The sequence below is a fragment of the Epilithonimonas mollis genome (genome assembly GCF_900142325.1).
Lineage (GTDB): Bacteria > Bacteroidota > Bacteroidia > Flavobacteriales > Weeksellaceae > Epilithonimonas > Epilithonimonas mollis.
Genome location: NZ_FRAM01000005.1, coordinates 42,411 through 58,732, shown reverse-complemented (window position 1 = coordinate 58,732; position 16,322 = coordinate 42,411). Strand labels below are relative to the sequence as shown.

At 35.7% G+C, this 16,322-nt stretch carries 25 protein-coding genes and 1 tRNA gene; 2 read left to right on the top strand and 24 right to left on the bottom strand.

Features of this window, described 5'->3' with window-relative positions:
- Positions 1-8 precede the first annotated feature (8 nt).
- The 21 genes from BUA97_RS16060 to BUA97_RS15975 all read right to left on the bottom strand — a co-directional run bounded on the left by BUA97_RS16060 (position 9) and on the right by BUA97_RS15975 (position 9,929).
- Complete coding sequence (locus BUA97_RS16060) at positions 9-209, bottom strand: hypothetical protein (protein ID WP_073000250.1); 201 nt, start codon at positions 207-209, stop codon at positions 9-11.
- On the bottom strand, positions 206-559 hold the full coding sequence (locus BUA97_RS16055; protein ID WP_073000248.1) for a DUF3850 domain-containing protein: 354 nt from the start codon (positions 557-559) through the stop codon (positions 206-208). The genes BUA97_RS16060 and BUA97_RS16055 overlap by 4 nt, the downstream gene beginning before the upstream one ends.
- Positions 559-879, bottom strand: coding sequence for a hypothetical protein (locus BUA97_RS16050; RefSeq protein WP_139258369.1), 321 nt, complete (start codon positions 877-879; stop codon positions 559-561). Before BUA97_RS16050 ends, BUA97_RS16055 begins: the two co-directional genes overlap by 1 nt.
- A gap of 49 nt (positions 880-928) precedes the next feature.
- Positions 929-1,402 carry a M15 family metallopeptidase gene (locus BUA97_RS16045; RefSeq protein ID WP_073000244.1) on the bottom strand — a complete coding sequence of 158 codons (474 nt, stop codon included), beginning with the start codon at positions 1,400-1,402 and terminating at the stop codon, positions 929-931.
- 308 nt (positions 1,403-1,710) lie between these two features.
- Positions 1,711-2,175: a hypothetical protein gene (locus tag BUA97_RS16035; RefSeq protein ID WP_139258367.1), complete on the bottom strand. Its 465-nt coding sequence runs from the start codon at positions 2,173-2,175 to the stop codon at positions 1,711-1,713.
- Positions 2,132-2,335 (bottom strand): hypothetical protein, encoded by a 204-nt coding sequence (locus BUA97_RS16030; protein WP_073000238.1) that lies wholly within the window; start codon positions 2,333-2,335, stop codon positions 2,132-2,134. Before BUA97_RS16030 ends, BUA97_RS16035 begins: the two co-directional genes overlap by 44 nt.
- The gene (locus tag BUA97_RS16025) at positions 2,335-2,595 is read right to left on the bottom strand and encodes a DUF1145 domain-containing protein (protein WP_073000236.1); all 261 of its coding nucleotides are present in this window, start codon (positions 2,593-2,595) and stop codon (positions 2,335-2,337) included. Before BUA97_RS16025 ends, BUA97_RS16030 begins: the two co-directional genes overlap by 1 nt.
- Before the next feature lie 68 nt (positions 2,596-2,663).
- Positions 2,664-2,840: a hypothetical protein gene (locus BUA97_RS17205; RefSeq protein WP_175546219.1), complete on the bottom strand. Its 177-nt coding sequence runs from the start codon at positions 2,838-2,840 to the stop codon at positions 2,664-2,666.
- Between the two features lies 1 nt (position 2,841).
- Positions 2,842-3,453, bottom strand: a complete 612-nt coding sequence (locus BUA97_RS16020; RefSeq protein ID WP_084081374.1) for a hypothetical protein — start codon at positions 3,451-3,453, stop codon at positions 2,842-2,844.
- Positions 3,443-3,784, bottom strand: coding sequence for a hypothetical protein (locus BUA97_RS16015; RefSeq protein WP_073000234.1), 342 nt, complete (start codon positions 3,782-3,784; stop codon positions 3,443-3,445). Before BUA97_RS16015 ends, BUA97_RS16020 begins: the two co-directional genes overlap by 11 nt.
- A gap of 56 nt (positions 3,785-3,840) precedes the next feature.
- Positions 3,841-4,239 carry a DUF6915 family protein gene (locus BUA97_RS16010; protein ID WP_073000232.1) on the bottom strand — a complete coding sequence of 133 codons (399 nt, stop codon included), beginning with the start codon at positions 4,237-4,239 and terminating at the stop codon, positions 3,841-3,843.
- A complete protein-coding gene (locus tag BUA97_RS16005) occupies positions 4,240-4,695 on the bottom strand; it encodes a hypothetical protein (RefSeq protein ID WP_073000229.1) in 456 nt (151 codons plus the stop codon).
- Between the two features lie 114 nt (positions 4,696-4,809).
- Positions 4,810-4,935, bottom strand: coding sequence for a hypothetical protein (locus BUA97_RS17410; RefSeq protein WP_262494354.1), 126 nt, complete (start codon positions 4,933-4,935; stop codon positions 4,810-4,812).
- A complete protein-coding gene (locus tag BUA97_RS16000) occupies positions 4,935-5,681 on the bottom strand; it encodes a DUF3164 family protein (protein ID WP_073000227.1) in 747 nt (248 codons plus the stop codon). Before BUA97_RS16000 ends, BUA97_RS17410 begins: the two co-directional genes overlap by 1 nt.
- An 11-nt stretch (positions 5,682-5,692) precedes the next feature.
- Entirely contained in the window at positions 5,693-5,833 is a 141-nt protein-coding gene (locus BUA97_RS17200; protein ID WP_175546218.1) for a hypothetical protein, read from the bottom strand.
- Positions 5,834-5,961: 128 nt separating this feature from the next.
- On the bottom strand, positions 5,962-6,192 hold the full coding sequence (locus tag BUA97_RS15995; protein ID WP_073000225.1) for a hypothetical protein: 231 nt from the start codon (positions 6,190-6,192) through the stop codon (positions 5,962-5,964).
- A 1-nt stretch (position 6,193) separates the two neighbouring features.
- Entirely contained in the window at positions 6,194-7,111 is a 918-nt protein-coding gene (locus BUA97_RS15990; RefSeq protein WP_073000223.1) for an AAA family ATPase, read from the bottom strand.
- Positions 7,112-7,120: 9 nt separating this feature from the next.
- Positions 7,121-9,211 carry a Mu transposase C-terminal domain-containing protein gene (locus tag BUA97_RS15985; RefSeq protein WP_175546217.1) on the bottom strand — a complete coding sequence of 697 codons (2,091 nt, stop codon included), beginning with the start codon at positions 9,209-9,211 and terminating at the stop codon, positions 7,121-7,123.
- A gap of 73 nt (positions 9,212-9,284) precedes the next feature.
- Positions 9,285-9,399, bottom strand: a tRNA-OTHER gene (locus tag BUA97_RS17195).
- A gap of 142 nt (positions 9,400-9,541) precedes the next feature.
- A complete protein-coding gene (locus tag BUA97_RS15980) occupies positions 9,542-9,739 on the bottom strand; it encodes a hypothetical protein (RefSeq protein ID WP_073000221.1) in 198 nt (65 codons plus the stop codon).
- Positions 9,740-9,746: 7 nt separating this feature from the next.
- A complete protein-coding gene (locus BUA97_RS15975; RefSeq protein WP_073000219.1) occupies positions 9,747-9,929 on the bottom strand; it encodes a hypothetical protein in 183 nt (60 codons plus the stop codon).
- A 117-nt stretch (positions 9,930-10,046) separates the two neighbouring features.
- Here BUA97_RS15975 and BUA97_RS15970 point away from each other — a divergent pair, with 117 nt between their 5' ends.
- Entirely contained in the window at positions 10,047-10,781 is a 735-nt protein-coding gene (locus tag BUA97_RS15970; protein ID WP_139258365.1) for an XRE family transcriptional regulator, read from the top strand.
- Positions 10,782-11,017: 236 nt separating this feature from the next.
- Here the strand turns inward: BUA97_RS15970 and BUA97_RS15965 are convergent, their stop codons facing one another.
- Both BUA97_RS15965 and BUA97_RS15960 read right to left on the bottom strand, forming a co-directional pair.
- The gene (locus BUA97_RS15965) at positions 11,018-12,283 is read right to left on the bottom strand and encodes an McrC family protein (RefSeq protein ID WP_073000214.1); all 1,266 of its coding nucleotides are present in this window, start codon (positions 12,281-12,283) and stop codon (positions 11,018-11,020) included.
- Position 12,284: 1 nt separating this feature from the next.
- Positions 12,285-14,990, bottom strand: coding sequence for an AAA family ATPase (locus BUA97_RS15960; RefSeq protein ID WP_073000211.1), 2,706 nt, complete (start codon positions 14,988-14,990; stop codon positions 12,285-12,287).
- A 254-nt stretch (positions 14,991-15,244) separates the two neighbouring features.
- On the opposite strand from BUA97_RS15960, the gene BUA97_RS15955 reads away from it, so the two are divergent.
- On the top strand, positions 15,245-15,670 hold the full coding sequence (locus BUA97_RS15955; protein ID WP_073000208.1) for a very short patch repair endonuclease: 426 nt from the start codon (positions 15,245-15,247) through the stop codon (positions 15,668-15,670).
- A 3-nt stretch (positions 15,671-15,673) separates the two neighbouring features.
- On the opposite strand, the gene BUA97_RS15950 is transcribed toward BUA97_RS15955, so the two are convergent.
- On the bottom strand, positions 15,674-16,321 hold the full coding sequence (locus tag BUA97_RS15950; RefSeq protein WP_073000206.1) for a hypothetical protein: 648 nt from the start codon (positions 16,319-16,321) through the stop codon (positions 15,674-15,676).
- Position 16,322: the final 1 nt, after the last annotated feature.

The window sequence follows — 16,322 nt, the reverse complement described above, 5'->3', positions numbered from 1 at the left end:
TTGCTAATTTAAGAATTTGTAAGATACCCAAACCAAAAAATATCAGACGGGTCAATTTCTTCTCCTGGCTTCAATGTAAAGTAAAGATTGTTGCCCTTTCTTTCATAGTTGTATTTTCGGGCAATTCCTTGTCCAATTGTGCCGTTTTTCAAATGTGATAGAATATCGTCAATGATATGATCCTGAGCATTGAGTTTAAAATCTTTCATAGTGTAAAATTATTATTGTTTTTCGTTATTATTTTGCGGTTTTCCGTAATATTGATGTTTTCCTGTAATCTCATCTCATTAATTGCATCTATGAGATTTCCAGCGTTTGGAATTTCTTTTAATCCTAATACAACATAACCTGGCTCAATACCAAACTGTCCACCTTCCAGGATATATTTTATATCTTTCATTACATATTTATGCAATGTGTTTTCGGTTGGATCTTCAAATAAAACTAAACGATCTCCAACTTGATAATCTCTATCGTTTTTTCTTACTTCGAATTCTTTTCTGTTGTAGAAAACATCCTCAAAATAGGGCTGTTGTAATTTCAATCGGTGTACTTTCATTAAACTAATTTTTGGTGTAAATCATTCTTAAGAATCTCTAATTTGTTTTGCTCATAATGTCCAAAAGCTGTTTTGTTTTGATTAGTTATCAAATCAAAAAGCAACTTAGCTAAATGGAATTTTAATTGAAATGAAATGTTCTTCCCATTTCTCGATAAAGAATAAGCAAAACACTTCTTAGTTACCATTTCAAAGAGTTCTAAAGTCATAGATTGATTGACTTTCTCTTCCAAGGTACGTGCGAAAATGCTTCGTTTTAGAACTAAAATAGATTGTACCAAGAACAGAGATTCCGGATCAATTTTAATTGTTATTTTCATTTGATAATATTTAAAAATAGCCATCAATATTGATGGCTATTAGGTTATTCTATAAAATCACGTAATTTTCTTTATCACGTTTTTTGGTTGAGAGCAAACGCCAGGTTAGGCCTTTCTTCTCAAAGTGTGGCATATCCTTAAACGTTGTCCAATCACCGCCCCAGGTCCAGCCATTTTGTTTGAAAACCTGCACACACTCTGTCCAGTCTGCAATTCCGTCGGCATCCCAATCGGCTTTTGTGTCCCAACTTGCTGTTTTTCCGTCGATAATCAAAACGATATCCACGGCAAAACCATAGTTATGAATACTTTGTCCGGCTTTTGCATTTGTCACTTTTCTTCCTGCAGTAGTTCTACCAATGCTGTAAAGTGCAGTTTGCTCAGCATCGGTTCTCAAGCCTTGCGAGATTCTTACTTGTGAACGTCCTGTAAGACGTTTGTTGCACTCGTTAATAATTTTTGCCATTTCCGCTCTAACACTAGGGTGTAGTAGTGAGATTCTCAGCGCTGTTACTTTGTCCATATTTTAAAAATTAAAGGTTAATTGATTATTTTCATTCTCAATTTTCTGTAACTTTTTAAGCTCTCTAACAGCCGGAACACCTAGATAAGTCGTGTAAGTACGTTTCGATATATTGAATTGCTCTTCAATAAATAAGTGAAAGATCTCCTTATATGTTAGACCAAACTGATGTCTTTGCATCTGTGTGATCTCCTGAATTTTAATAATTCTTTTGTAGTAATTAGTTTTTGTAAAAGCCATACAGAAAATTGAGTATATTTGTAATTGTGAAAAACAAAGCGCTCGTGGTCTATATGGCTATGAGCCTTTTAATTTTTTGACGGCATCGGTAATTTGTGTTTGTGGTGCCATTCTTTAGTTCCTGGCACTTGCGCACGCTGATCATATTTGCTTCTTAGTGACTTGAATTGTCTTTTCAGTGCATCAAATTCATCAAATTGATAATTATTTAGTGGCTTTTTCAGTGGCGACAGTTCCAACATAAATTTGTTGAAAGGTGTCCAGTTCTGAGGATCATACAACCCAATATATTGAGCATCTTTTAAGATAATTGATCTCTGACTTTTCAGAAATTGCAAAATTTGTTGTTCTTGATATAGCTGAGTAGCAGATTTTGGAGCAGGAAAAAACATAAGGTAAACCGCTGCCATTTCTTCCGGATACAGTTCATCCAGTTTGCCGGTTCTTGCTTTGCTTTTACTCCAGCAGATTTCTTCTAGTGCCAAAGGACTAAATTTCGTCAAGAGTTGCTGTTTCTGTTGATCTGATGTCATCGTTAATTTGTTTTTTTAATTTGTAATCCTCAATTACTTCCTGGCGAAAAATTTCTACTAATTCCAATAGTTGCTGCAGTGATGGCGAACAACTTTTATCAGCGTTTAAATGACGTTTAAACGCTTTTTTAAGGATTAGTAAGAATTCTTCATCAGTCATTATTTTTTCTCAAAATATTTCATAGAAATATGATGCATTGCAAGACTTCCAATCACAGAACCTACGAGATAGACTCCCATCATCAGAGGTTTATCAAAATTTTGAACCACGTTTTTAATGACCAGAAGCCAAATCCCGTTAGACATAACACTTGCGATGGCGTGAAAAGGCAATGAATTACTATTTCTTGCACGGCTTACCAGTGTGAAGCTTGCATTTTGTAGCACTACAAGTGCGAACATTTTTAATATTTCTAACATTTTAAATTTTAATTGCTCCCAAGAGCGGAATCGAACCGCTCAAGAACCGTTTGGGATTTTGTTGTATTTTATCTTCTGGTTTTATCCAAATTAAAATGATACATCCAACTAGCACCACTTTCAAAATCTTTCATAATGGATTCCCGAGCAGATTTGTTTTTTTTAAATTGCTCTTCTCCGAGAATATCTTCTGCGTGAGCTTTTGCAGCACTTGAAATAATTGCTTTCACTTCTGATTTTTTCATTTTATCCAATTTTTAACGTTTCTTTCTCCACTTGTGAATGATACTGACCGCCTTGAACTTCTTGCAATCTATGGTAGTTCTCGAGTTCTGTTTTGGTCATTTCAGACACTGTTTTTTTCTTCATTTGTTCGGGATGATAGATTCTGCTGGCTTCTATATATTTTGAATAAAATATGCCTTGCAAATCGGCTCTTAAAGCGTTTTTTGTTTTGGCTTTTCGCTTCTTTTTCAAACTGTCTGCAGAAAATTTTTTCCATTCCTGTGACATGTGCCTTTTGAAGTATTCGTAAGAACAAGAGATTGTGATGTAATCCAAATATTCCAATCTTGCAGATATCTCTTTTTTGCCACCGGTGTGCAGATAGAACTGAATCTGATGATCTTTAAAGAAATAATGCATCAGCTGGAGAAACAATTGCTTGTCTAATTCCGTTGCATACTTAAAAAAGTATTGTTTCTTAGTGATTTCGTTCACTTCTGCAGGATTGATATTGTACTTTTTTAGCAGTCTATCAAGCTGAGTTTTGGCGGCGATTTGTTCGCCATCTACACCACGAGTAACCAACGCTTGAACTTTGGCAATTCGGTCCCTGATTTTGTCGTCAATTGTCATTTTCTATTATTATTTGAAGTTGATTTTCCTCACTTTTAAAACTTTGAAGATTTTCAACTTCAAAGTTTTCATTTAATTGTTTGCTGATCGAATCCAATTCTGCTTGAAAAATAAAAGGATCAGTAACTTTTATGAATCTGTGCCATTTACCATCTACAAAAGCGTATCGATGCAGTGCCAAATACATAAATTTTGTCTGCCTGCTGTGAAACTGCTCCATAGATTTGTAAGTTTTAAATTCCTTTTCTTTCAAATCTGCTTTTCCTTCGAAATACTCCAACTTAAAAGCAGTAGCATTTTGAATTCTCACTCTTTTTCTAAATTTTTTCATTAGAATTTTTATTTGTTCCCAGGAGCGGAATCGAACCGCTCAAGAACCGTTTGGGATTAATTTTCTATAGAATCCTTGTAAGGGATTTTACTTTTATATAAAAGTTTAGCAGAATTAGGTATTGATCGTCCGTTTTGCATCCATTCTTTAAACTCCATATTTTCAATATAGTCTTGTGGTGTTGGTATGAATTTTTGTCTGAAATCTTCCAAAATATGTTGTTCGCAAACATCTTTCACACTTATTAATTTTCCATCTGAGTTTTCTAAAGTTTCTCCAAAAATTGGAATCATTACTTCTTTAACCCAGAACATATTGTGTGTTAAAACCCTATGTCTATTGTCTGGAAAATAAGCCTTACTACAATCCATTTTAGCGTGTATCGCTAAATAGTCATCCATCTTTCCACCATATTTTTTCGCTGATGAAATGGCGTGAATGTGAGGTGCTGCCATCTAGTAGTGTGAATAGTCTTCTGTTGTTATATTTCCATCACTTTCAACTATAACAGTGACGTGATCTCCAAATAATTCTTTGAAAAATTCTTCTGGAATAGAATTTAAAAGTTGCTTGAACTCTATAATTAAGTCACCCTCTGATTTGATATAATTGGGATTAGCAGTGTAGCCGGAAGTCCAAATTTCTTCGTCATAGAAATTCTCTTCAGGATCAATATCTTCTTCAGATGTTTTGTTTATAATTAGATAATCAAAATTTGCACTGAAAATACACTCGTCACCATCATTAAAATATGGTGTATACTGATTCCATCCGATGCTTGTTATTTTTTCGGATTTGTTAAACAATTCTTTCAACATCGCTGGGAATTCAGATTGAATTTCCGCAAGAACTGCTTTTCTTTGTTCTTCTAAAGCGTTCAGCTTTTCTTGAATTACTTCTAATACTGACATAATTATTACTATTATTTATTGCGCCTACTCTAAAAGCTTTTCGGCTACCGCTATTGCTCCCAGGAGCGGAATCGAACCGCTCAAGAACCGTTTGGGAATGGTTGAAAAATTTGATTAATCGTAATCGTCTCGTGGTCCTGATAAATCAGTGTTTCCAACTGTATCCGTTAATAATGCTCCTACAATGACTCCGATGAAAAATCCTGCAATTCCTACCGCTGCTACAAATAGGTAAATCATTACGCTTCAGATTTTTCAGATTCAACAACTTCTACAGGCTCAATCGGGAAAAGTTCTGAAATATCAGTCCCTGCAGGGAAATCAACAGAAGTTATGGAGAGCGGAATGCTTTGTTTTTTGCCCTGTGGATCCGTTGTGTAACCTTCGATAAAGAAAGCGGAACGGACTGGCTTGTAAGCGGCCGAAATGATCTCTACAGCATCTGTAAATTTGGTATCATTAAAATCTTTTGCAAGCTGTCTCAGTTCCAGAACTCGTGAAGCTTTCAGATTACCTTTGGCATCTTTTTTCAAAAGTTTATCAATGGCAGAAACCAATTTCGCTGAGTTCTCGTCGTGCGAAAGGCTGGAGATAACTTCTTTGATTTTGTCAACACCAGCATTTACAGTATCATCCCATCCGTCATTAACTCTGAAACCGAAAACAACGGAATTGCCATTTTCATCAGAGAATGTATGAGATTGTTGCCCCTGTTTTACATCATAAGCATCTGCTTTCAAATCAAGTAATATTTTCAGGGTTTGGAAAACATCTACTTTACCATTCTGCAAAGCCAAAGAGATAGTTTTTAAAGTGTTAATTACAACCGGAACGGCTTCATTAACTGATTGCTTGTAAGCTTTTCTGTTTTCTGCAGTTTCATTTTCTTTTTCAGAAAGACTTGCTTTAAGAACTTCCGGAGATGCCTGTTTCAAAAGATTTTGAATTTGTTCCGGACTAAGTGCATTAATGTCAATTGTCGTCATACTATAATTATTTATTGGTTTTTTCTTAAAAATATCACTGGTCTGTTTTGCTTTTTAGCGATTGCAAGAACATCGAAAGCGTCTTGACGAGCTTTGTTTTTTGCATCGGTTCCAATTGGATTGATACCTACATTTTTAGGTTGTTTTTTCATTGAGTTGTATTAATTTTCGTTCTAATTCTTTTAATCTGTCCTGTCTCAACTTGATAATTGTTGGATTTTTGCAAAACTCAATTGCCAATTGATGACTTCGATTTCTGTGTAGATATCTTGTTTGGTCATTAAGCTTCTATAAATATTGATTCAAGATAATTTGATGATGTAATCCAAGTAATTCGACCAGCTTCCGGAAAACAATCCCTCAGTCTATCTAAAGCCTCCATTTCTGTGATTGCACGGAGAAATCCGATATTTCCGATTTCATCTTTCCAAAACCAGAATAAAGCTTTATCGGAAGGAGTACCGTGCTTACCTTTTTTCTCTAATTCTGCTGTAATAACTAGGTTTTTCATATTATGATAATTTGATTTTTTCACGTATAACAACTCTTTTAAGCCTTCTGAGATCATCAACCACTTTTACATTAGTCACTTCATTTTTTGAAATCTCGATTTCTTTAAAGGTTGGTTTTAAGTCCTTAAAAATTGTTTTGATAAGTTGGTTATCCGTGATTCCGTTTGCAATGCAGATTTTCTTTGTGCAATCCAATGTTGCACCTATTAAAGTGATAAAAGCACGTCCGAAACGACTGTCTAATTCGTCAAAACCTAATTTTTTAAGTTTCACACCTCGTTTGATTCTTTGTTCCAGGTGTGGAGTTCCGGCAAGTATCAAACTCATTTGATCTTCACACTCATTAAACAAATGGATAAACCAACGCAAAGCGGAATCTTTCAATTTATCAGCTTCATCAACTATCAATTGAGGTTTTGCAGAACTTCTTTTGTTGAAAAATTCAACTACTTTCATCCCTAATTTGTCAATATGCAGGTAAGATTTGCCTATGTCAATCCCTAGAGTGGTGCATAATTCTGTTAAAAATTCTCTTTTAGCCCATTCACGACAACGGATATAGAAAACACCATTTTCACCATTGATTTGAGAGTAGGATTTTAGTGGTGCAGTTTTGCCAATCCCAGCTTTGTCGCTGATGATCATAAACAAGTTGTACTTTTTTGCATCGTTACAAATCTTTGTAACACTTTTATAGTTGATAGTCTCAGCAATTTGCCATTCACTATCATCGTAGCCTGTAGCACGTGCAACTTTCAGCCACATTTCATCTTTTATCAAATCCCATTTACCTTGTTGCATGTGGGAAATTGTAGCTGTAGAAACTTCGGCCTTTGTAGCTACTTGTCCGTAGCTACCAAGCCTATTTTTTTCCGTATGTATCAGCTGTACAATGGTTGTTTTTTGTAAGTTTGTCATATCAGTTCATTAGTATTGGTTAGAAATATTATTGAAAAAAGCATCTGAAACATCGTCGGACGAAATCCCGTCGCCGGATGCTTTTTTGAGTGGCATTTTATACTCATCGTTGTATTGATCTTCGAAAGCGGTTGCTTTTGATTTTTCGGTGTAAATTCCCATCATTCCGGCTTCCTCACCAATCATTTCTGCCAATTCAGTTTCTTTCATTTCTGCAATGGCTTTCGCTCGCTCTTTTGCTATGGCTAGCTTTCCGAATTCCTTATTTGGACCTTTCAATTGCGGACGCTCAAACAGATCAGCATCACATAGCGATTTCAACAGTTTACCTTGCTTCTCCCAAAGGAATACGTGAGACAAATCATTCAGATCATAAGTCATTACGACTTGTTTTCCGAAATAGTTGGAAATGATGTCGTAGTTCGCCGGGCTGATCATATAGTCAAACTGAACTTTTACAATTTCTGTAGATATCTGTCCATCGTGTTTGATGGTGATTGCTTTTCTTTGTCCGAAAAGCATAGAAATAGTCGAAAGCGATACATAATTGACGTGCGGTTTTTCGCTGATTTCGTGAATCTGACTTGGAGACAAATGCACGTTGGAGTGTTTTCTGGAATAATGTGAGAATCTTGTATTTCTATATTTTTCAATATGTACAGAAGCTTCATCAATATTCTGTTGCATATCCCAGCCAGTTTTTTTAGCTTCTTTTTTGATTCTTTTCAGATATTCCGGTGCGCGGTGCGCATAGTCAGCACGTGATTTAATTCCCTCACCATAGAAATACTTAGAATCCATAAAGAAAACCGACTGAAGCGTTCTAAACCATCTTTCAATTCCTGCCTTTTCATTAGCATTAGATGAAAAAGTAACTTGAACACCTTGATTTTCCATTCTTTCAAAGAAATCCAGCATATTAGGTGTGTTATGACCAGGGAACCTATCTGTTATCCATTCATAAGGCAGATAACCTGCATTTTGAACCGCCATTTTCATCGCTTCCAAATACACCACGTGATTTTCAGAATAGTCAAAAGAATAACCTAAAACATCACCGGAATGAACATCACGGACGGCAACCACAAAAAGAAATCTTTCTTTGTTGTCATCAGCTTCGTGTGCAATGAAATTGACACGCGTTGCATCCATTTCCCAACAATCTCCTGCGAAAAGTGCATTTTGCGTTGGTATGTAGGATTTATGGATGTGCGATTTGCTACTGCTGGACCCGAAACGCTTTTCACCGGTTAAAAATTTGGTTTTTGGAAGTTCAAAAATATTCTGACCATACCATCTGCGAGACGGTTGTCTTTTCGTGGTCATTTCGCACATTTCAGAAACTTTTCTAATGATATGCTCGTTAGAATAATTCTGAGGCATTGAACGCAACTGCATAACCCAACTGAACACCTCTGCATCATTGTAAATTTCTGCATAATTATTCCCAACTCTAGGAAGGTGAATAATATCAACAATGCTTTTATCTGTAGTTTCGAGAATTGTAATTTTCTCTTTTAACTTTAAGTAATTGTGTGGAATATACTGTAAATCCAAATCTGACAGAATAGGGCTCAGATCTTTGTAAATTTTATTCGCTGTTCCTGGATAATTTTCTTTTTCGTCCAGAATGAAATCAAGAACTGCACAGGCTTTAGAAAGTGAAAGCCTTTGAATCTCATTAACATCAGTGTAAAATTCCCAGTATTGTTTTGAAACTCGCTTTAAATGAGCTTTAAATCTTAATTCAAGACTCCCAGCTTCTTTCGATTTGCAAACTTTTTTATATTGGTCCAAAAGAACCTCCTGATCTCCGAAATAATTACGGTAGTTTTTAGGCGCTTTGTTAGGAACATTGGAAATACAATAGTAAAACTGCCCATATTGTTTTGCAAACCTCCAAGACTTTCCGGAATCCGGCATGAAATCTTTAGCTTTAGCAAGGTCACATTTCCTTACGGTGTCTTTGTAGCGAATTCTCGCAACTTTCAGATAATTCTCATCAATATCACAAGTAGATGTAACTAAACGCTGAGAAACCCAAAGGCTCTCTGATCCGTTCGCTTGTCTAATGATAATGTCTGTAGGTTGTAAGTTCATTTTTGTTTTAAAAAATTGCATTTCTTGACTCCCGAAATGCTAACCGGTTTCATTGACAAGTGAAACATCTTCGTAGAGTAGGCAGGATTCGAACCTGCAATGTGTAGTCTATCCAGTCGATTAAGAGTTTCGAACTCTCTACATCCGCCAGTCCATGCCTGGCGCGTCTACCATTCCGCCACTACTCTGATTGTTACATTCTCGCAGTAACCGCGCCCGTGCTTAGTTTAGATCTAAAACTCTCCATTCCGGAACAATTGATCGGTAACTATGCTGTGTTTTACCCAGCCTTCAGGTTGAGGCTCAAGGGATATGCTAATTGTTCCGTTTTTATTTTATGATTCCGAGATACAATGCTTGTTCATCATCGCATTGCTCTGGAATTACGAATTGTGATACTTTGACGACCTTTCCAAAAAATTTATAAAAGCGTAATTCTGTCCGAAGTCCACAGTCATCAAATGGAATAGTTTCTTTAGGTAATGCTTTGAGAAGCAGTTTTTTGATTTTAATTTTAAGTTTTCTCATTGTGATATTATTTTGATGTTAATTCCTTAAGTTTTTTTAATACTTCCAATCCTTTTCCACGAATGGGATTTCTTTCTCCTCTAGCTATCTGTCCGACATATAGCACAGTAGTATCGCACTCATCCGCAATTACTTGATATGGCGTTTTTGCCACATCTGTTTTTTTTATTTGTTTGGCTAGTGTCTCCATTTTTATATCTTTGCGTTATTAAAGTGAAGCAAATATAAAACAATATTGCGAAATCTCGCAAGTAATAATGCAAAAATTCGCAATAAAAATTACGGTTTTCCGTATTTAATTAGTAAAATGCTGTATATCAAAGACATAAGAGAAGACAAAAACTTGACTCAAGATGATATGGTTGAGAAAACTGGCATTCCAAAGCGTTCGTATGTATCTTATGAGAATGGTGAAGCAGATATTCAGCTTAGTAAATTGCGGAAAATCGCAAGTGTGTTAGATGTCACAATTTCCGAGCTGGTTGAGAATTCCAAAAGTGATAAAAAGGTTATCAAATCAAATGATAACAAAAATGATAACTTTAATGATACTAAACCAAATGTAAAAGAAAAGTTATCATCTATTGCGGAAACTCGCTCGGAGTATGATGCGATAATTCGCAAGTTAAAATTTGCGGATAATGTGAATCTATCTGAACAAGGCGCACCTTTTTATCCGTTACCAGTTAGTGCTGGAACGGTTTCTGAGTTACATAAAGAAAAATATGAGGCTACTGGCTTTATATCAATGCCTGGGGTAAGTTGCAAGGCTTACTTTCCAGTTATAGGTTGCTCTTTTTCAGATATTATTAAACCTGGAGATATAATTGGAATCGACTTTATTGATAAATGGGAGCGGTTAGATCCGGATTGTATTTATTTTATAATCACTCATGATCAAAGAATGATAAAAAGGCTCCAGGACCATCCGGAAGACCCCGAAAAATTACTTTGCATATCTCCTAATTACAGAGATTTCCCAATTTGGAAAAGTGAGATAAAAGTTATCCATAAAGTTGTTTTTTATGGACGCTTGGTGTAGAAAAAGTGTTTATTTAAAGCATTTTTATTAACATCGATGAACATCTCAACAATCAATAATTAACATATAATGAAGGTCAAATTTGCGTAGATTAATGCGTTTTACTGAATTTCGCCTTTACTTTTGGTTTTGCCGTTAAAGTTTTTTAGTTCGCTTTTAATAGGAGTATCCATTGATATTTTAAGGCTATTTTTATCCGGATTAAAACCATCAGATGCCTTTATAATGTATATTTTTCAAATTTCTAGCCATTTATTCAATTCTATATAAATATTTTTTTGCCAAGTTTTAATATCACTTTCAATACCTAATAACACAATACTACACTCGTTATCACTATCTTTGCCAGTAATCGGGTCAATATACTTACCTTTAGTTATAAAATTATTTGTTCCAGGGTATATCAAAGCAACTTTATCTGCATTGTAATAGCTATGATATATATACATCTGCCTTAAGTCATCTGGCGAAGGATTGTAACCATTCAAATTCTTCCATTTTGTGTCCAATACTACGCAATTTCCACTATAGTGGTTTACAATAATATCAGGCCTTATTTTTGAGTGATAGCCGTCTTTAGGTTTCCAAAATGATTTAGTAGTTTGAGCAGTTATTGCAGAAGGGTGCTTAATAAACTTACGCAAGCTGGTATATACAAATTGCTCCCACAATTTATTCATGTCGAACATAATTGCAAGCACATTATTTCTTCCTAGCTTTATATCTGGGTGGAACTTTAAAAGTATCAGCCTTGCAATTTCTATAGATTTTTGGTATTGATGGTTTTTTCGCGAATATGCTATTTTCTGAAAAACAGATTCTGTTATCTTAATGTCGGGCATTTCAGGGAAATTCAATGATAATGAGCCTAAACGGCTATGTAAGCCGACATTAGTATTAATTTGTTTTATGAAGCAGATTGTTTTATATAGGATACAATGTAGTTTATGCTGCATATCATATGTCGAATGGTGTGTATAAAAGCGCTCTTGATGCACAAGGTTCCGTTGAAGATGTCTATTGAACAATAAATTCCCTTTTAAGGACAAAACATTACCTTCCTTCTTCCTATAACGTTTAATCAAACCCGTATGGAGCAAGTATTCAACTTCCTGGATAAACATTTCAAAATATAAATCTAGTATAGAATTGGGCTTTAATTTTAATGAACTGCTGCTTGGGGAATGAATGTTAAAGGCATCAATAGTAAAAAGCATATCTATCAAGATATCTCGCCATTTTGCTTTCTGATCAGGGCTATCAGAAAGATTGTCAGCTTTGGGCAGGACTTCAATAACTGTTTCTCCAATCTGGATAACTCCTACATGTTCATTGAAACGGACGCCATTATGAATAAGGGCATAATATGGGACGCCTTTTTCCCCAAAGAAGCCTTGCAGTGCTTTTAGATGATTTGAACCAAACTTCACTCCCTCAATTTCCTGGTTGAGCTTCAAGGTTTGGTGTTCAAATACCGTAAAATGTTTTCGATTTAAATTCAATTTATTTTTTTAAAAGTTGATTAATGGCGACCAGAAAATCTTCGTCGCTTAAATTATTTGCGTTTATCAGTTTGTATATACTTCTTTCAGAAAAATCTGAAGCTTCGTAATCGTCGAAGTCGGCAAATACATTTTCTGAGTTAGCATCTTTTGTATCTTCAAAAAATCCTTTCCCTATTACCAATCCTATTTTTCCGTAATCTCCAAAGAAATATTCCTGTAGAAGTGGGATTATCTTACTTTGAAAAGCAGACTTTAAATCATCCAAGGAAGCAACGGTCATAAAATAGCTGTGCCCGATTAAATGGTCTTTATCCAAGAGCTTTTCAATACGTTTATTAATAGTTTCCAATAATTCGGGGAGGGAAACTCCTTCCAGTAGTCCATTTTGATGCCTTAAACGGCCTTCTTTTGCGATTAAGCTTGCATTGGGAGCCATTTCCGTAAAATAAAACCGTCTTCTTAATGCAGTGTCTAAGGCTTCAACACTTCTATCGGCCGTATTCATCGTCCCAATAATGTAAAGGTTCGGGGGCACGCCAAATTTCTGTTTGCTATAAGGCAATATTACTTCTAGTGCTTCGTCTTTCCCCAATCGTTTGTCTTCCTCTACCAGAGTAATCAATTCGCCGAATATCTGCGAAACATTGCCCCGGTTGATTTCGTCAATGATCAATACAATGTTATTGCCATCCAATTCGGATTTATTATGGGAAATAATCTTTAATAAGCCTGGAATAATATTGGAGTACCCGTTTACGATATATGATTCTAGCTCGGGGAATGCTTTTTTATCTATGTCTTCAGAATCTATTTTCCCACTAAAATTATCTAAGTGTATATTTTTTGATTTTAAATATTCCAATAGTTTTAGAAGCATTGAAAATTGGAAAGAAATCAAGCTTCCGTTTGGTTTCCTCATTGTAATTAATTCTGGTGAAATATTTACAACTTCGTAACTGCCAACTTTTTGCCCTAGATAAAAAATATTGGAATTTGGATTGCAGGCTTTCTTAAATATACCATCAATTACTTTGTAAGTAACGGCATGCTCCTCCTTCTTCGGCTCTACGGGTTTAATTCCCTCTATAAAATCCTCGTAACTCATGCTTTGATGAAAAGTGGTGAATATTATCTGCCCATTTTTCATTAACCTATCAAACTCCTGCTTGATATTTTCTCGTGGCTGATTTAAATTGAACTCTGGGTTTGTTATAGCAATTGCTTTGTTGACCGTATTATACGTTTTACCTGTTCCCGGAGGGCCAAAAAGAATTTGATTTAAGGGGGGGGCCATAATTTGGGAATTTTCTACAGTTATTTTTAATCCAGCATTATCTATTAAGGTATTAACTTTATTGATTAGATTGATATCTGACAACTTATATACAGTTGTCCTAAGCCCTTCCGAATTATTTAATGGGGAGCCTAGAAGCTTCCACTCAACACCTTTTTGATGGGCAAAGCCGTCGGATGCGTTAAATTGATATTCATCATTAATGATTCCAATGCCTAAAACGGCTGCACCATCTTGAGCGAGAATTACATCCCCAATTTTTATCTCATTATAAAAGTTAAATATTTCACCTGCCTTTCGGCTTCTTAGCCTATTGTCATCAAGATAAAAACCTTCAGCCTTTAAGTAATTGTCAATATCCTTCTTGCTCTTAATTTCATAGTCGTTGAGGTCTCCTAATTCGTTCCAGCCAATACAAATCCTATTGTTCTGCTCCATAAGCTCCCAATAGCTATTCGTGCCATCCGACGTTCCGATTCGCCAATAGCTCCTTCCCATACCGATCTGTTTATCTAATGTTTGGTATAAAATATCTTGTGCCAAGATTTTGAAATTTTCATCCTCAAAGCAGTTTTCGTTAAGGTTAGCTTTTATTAACCCAATCAGCTCTCCGTCATCTTTTATGTACTCCAAAACAAATTCATTGACCAGCTCCAAATAATGGACATATTTTTGCCCCTTGCTTTTTGGCTTTACATTGATAAGCTTGCAATACTTTTGGTAGAAGGAATGTTTATATAAAGTATACTCACTAGGATTGTGGTAAGTAAGGAAAGTAGCAATAGTACGTTCGTCTTGATGATGGGAAAAACGTTCGTCAGGTACTAGCTTTCGGTATATCGCTAATGTTTCCTCATTAAAGTACTTTACCCTCTCAGCCAAAGGAGCCTTCTCATTAAAAAGCCTTTTAAAGCACTCCCTATATGGCTCAGTCATATCTCTAGCAATATGGTAGACTACTAAAAGGCCAACAGGATAAATAAGGTTCGAAAAATTAACTTGTTTTACTTCTGTGTAAAAATCAGCTGCTTTGGTGTCTGGCCGGTTCTTGTACTTTTTTAAAAGCTCCCACTTATAAATTTCCTCTTGCAAGCTGTTTGCCTTTATATAATCCTTGTATCTACTTATGATATTAGCAATAGGATCGTTGTCCTTTGTCTTTATAATGAATTCTGCACTGGTCTCTCGCAGCCGTTTTTGAGCTTCATTGGTATTGAACTTCGAATAATGAAGGACTTCTCCATTTGCGTATTTATTTGCTAATGAAATAACTAGCTTAGGCGGGTACACTTTGTCCTCGTAAATCAAATCATATATTTTTGACATTGTATGAAGGGATTTGATCCCTTCGCTGTCAATATCTTTGATGCCTTGTAAAATATGTGCTTTAGTTATGTTCTCAGGTATCATTTAGTTGAATTGGTTTATTAGTTACTGACAGGATTTTCTTGTATTAAGATTTGTTTCAAATTAGTCAGGAACCAAATATACGAAATCATCCATTTGTGGACTACTGTTTCCCATATAGTTGGAAGAAGGGTCGCGTTAGAATGGTATGATCGATGATTTGGAGCCTAAGGGTTTTTCTTAGAATATCAACGGATACGCAAGAAATTGAGGTTATGGCAAATCCTTTGTTTTAAACATAAGAAAAACTATAAAAAATGGGAGCCTACATTTTCAATACAACTGAAGAGCGTTCGAAGCTCATGTCAAAGATAAAGGGTAAAGATACACAGCCAGAGATCCTTTTAAGGAAGGCTCTGTGGTTGAGCGGTATGCGCTACCGTATCAACGTTTCAAAGCTTCCTGGTAAGCCCGATATTGTCATGAGGAAACATAAGCTGGCTATATTTGTTGATGGCGGCTTTTGGCATGGCTACAATTGGGAAGAAAAAAAATTACGAATCAAGTCCAATGCTGATTACTGGATTAAAAAAATCGAGCGTAATATGCAACGCGATATAGAAAATACTATCGCCCTACAAGAAATGGGGTATACAGTCCTAAGGTTTTGGGACAATCAGATAAGGAACGACCTGCAAGGGTGTATTTCACAAATCAGGTCGTTCATGGATAATTGTCGTTAAGTGTTATATTAGTTTTTCAAAGGCTTCGTTCCTAATATCGCATACAAAACTGCCTTTAGCGTTGCCTTTTGTGTCATCGGTTCTCTGTTGGTAGTAATGCAGCAGGCGGGTTGAAAGGTATTTGTTGAAATCCCGGAATTCGCTTTTCCAAACACCTTGCAAGGGTCGGACGGTAATTTCGCTCCATTCTGTCCTGTATTTTACTGCTAACCAATTTACCCAATAGTAGATGGTAATTTCAGGGTATTTTTCTTCGTACCTCAGTTTATCTTTCTCGTTAAATACAACAGCGTAGGTTGGGTCTATGCCGAATAATTTCCGAGCCTTGAAAAAAGGTGTGGCTTGATGCTTAAGGTCGCCCAACCTGCCAGTTAAAGTATTGATTAGATCCGGTGCAAAAGGGTCATACCCCTTGGCTGGGTTTATCGCCAAATTAAGTTGTTCGCCATATAGCCTTACAAAAGCTTCCTCGATTTTTTCCCCATCCTTACACCAATGCGATTTGTCTTGAAGGTCATGGTGCTCTATTTTTTTTCCCTCATTATCAAATAGTTCATACATAATTAGAAGTTTTTTCAAATATAAGGGTTTATTTCCTTTGTTGTTATCATTAAAATCGCATATATTTGTAACCAATGTGTAAGGTTGCATA

Bases quoted from the DNA above. Each gene is read 5' to 3' on its own strand.
- BUA97_RS16000 (WP_073000227.1), bottom strand. From the start codon at position 5,681: ATGACGACAATTGACATTAATGCACTTAGTCCGGAACAAATTCAAAAT.
- BUA97_RS17410 (WP_262494354.1), bottom strand. From the start codon at position 4,935: ATGATTTACCTATTTGTAGCAGCGGTAGGAATTGCAGGATTTTTCATC.
- BUA97_RS16020 (WP_084081374.1), bottom strand. From the start codon at position 3,453: ATGACAATTGACGACAAAATCAGGGACCGAATTGCCAAAGTTCAAGCG.
- BUA97_RS15990 (WP_073000223.1), bottom strand. From the start codon at position 7,111: ATGACAAACTTACAAAAAACAACCATTGTACAGCTGATACATACGGAA.
- BUA97_RS15980 (WP_073000221.1), bottom strand. From the start codon at position 9,739: ATGAGAAAACTTAAAATTAAAATCAAAAAACTGCTTCTCAAAGCATTA.
- BUA97_RS16055 (WP_073000248.1), bottom strand. From the start codon at position 559: ATGAAAGTACACCGATTGAAATTACAACAGCCCTATTTTGAGGATGTT.
- BUA97_RS15970 (WP_139258365.1), top strand. From the start codon at position 10,047: ATGCTGTATATCAAAGACATAAGAGAAGACAAAAACTTGACTCAAGAT.
- BUA97_RS17200 (WP_175546218.1), bottom strand. From the start codon at position 5,833: ATGAAAAAACAACCTAAAAATGTAGGTATCAATCCAATTGGAACCGAT.
- BUA97_RS15955 (WP_073000208.1), top strand. From the start codon at position 15,245: ATGGGAGCCTACATTTTCAATACAACTGAAGAGCGTTCGAAGCTCATG.
- BUA97_RS17205 (WP_175546219.1), bottom strand. From the start codon at position 2,840: ATGAAAAAATCAGAAGTGAAAGCAATTATTTCAAGTGCTGCAAAAGCT.
- BUA97_RS16050 (WP_139258369.1), bottom strand. From the start codon at position 879: ATGAAAATAACAATTAAAATTGATCCGGAATCTCTGTTCTTGGTACAA.
- BUA97_RS16030 (WP_073000238.1), bottom strand. From the start codon at position 2,335: ATGACTGATGAAGAATTCTTACTAATCCTTAAAAAAGCGTTTAAACGT.
- BUA97_RS16005 (WP_073000229.1), bottom strand. From the start codon at position 4,695: ATGTCAGTATTAGAAGTAATTCAAGAAAAGCTGAACGCTTTAGAAGAA.
- BUA97_RS16060 (WP_073000250.1), bottom strand. From the start codon at position 209: ATGAAAGATTTTAAACTCAATGCTCAGGATCATATCATTGACGATATT.
- BUA97_RS15985 (WP_175546217.1), bottom strand. From the start codon at position 9,211: ATGAACTTACAACCTACAGACATTATCATTAGACAAGCGAACGGATCA.
- BUA97_RS15995 (WP_073000225.1), bottom strand. From the start codon at position 6,192: ATGAAAAACCTAGTTATTACAGCAGAATTAGAGAAAAAAGGTAAGCAC.
- BUA97_RS15975 (WP_073000219.1), bottom strand. From the start codon at position 9,929: ATGGAGACACTAGCCAAACAAATAAAAAAAACAGATGTGGCAAAAACG.
- BUA97_RS15960 (WP_073000211.1), bottom strand. From the start codon at position 14,990: ATGATACCTGAGAACATAACTAAAGCACATATTTTACAAGGCATCAAA.
- BUA97_RS16025 (WP_073000236.1), bottom strand. From the start codon at position 2,595: ATGTTAGAAATATTAAAAATGTTCGCACTTGTAGTGCTACAAAATGCA.
- BUA97_RS16010 (WP_073000232.1), bottom strand. From the start codon at position 4,239: ATGGCAGCACCTCACATTCACGCCATTTCATCAGCGAAAAAATATGGT.
- BUA97_RS16035 (WP_139258367.1), bottom strand. From the start codon at position 2,175: ATGACATCAGATCAACAGAAACAGCAACTCTTGACGAAATTTAGTCCT.
- BUA97_RS15950 (WP_073000206.1), bottom strand. From the start codon at position 16,321: ATGCAACCTTACACATTGGTTACAAATATATGCGATTTTAATGATAAC.
- BUA97_RS16045 (WP_073000244.1), bottom strand. From the start codon at position 1,402: ATGGACAAAGTAACAGCGCTGAGAATCTCACTACTACACCCTAGTGTT.
- BUA97_RS16015 (WP_073000234.1), bottom strand. From the start codon at position 3,784: ATGAAAAAATTTAGAAAAAGAGTGAGAATTCAAAATGCTACTGCTTTT.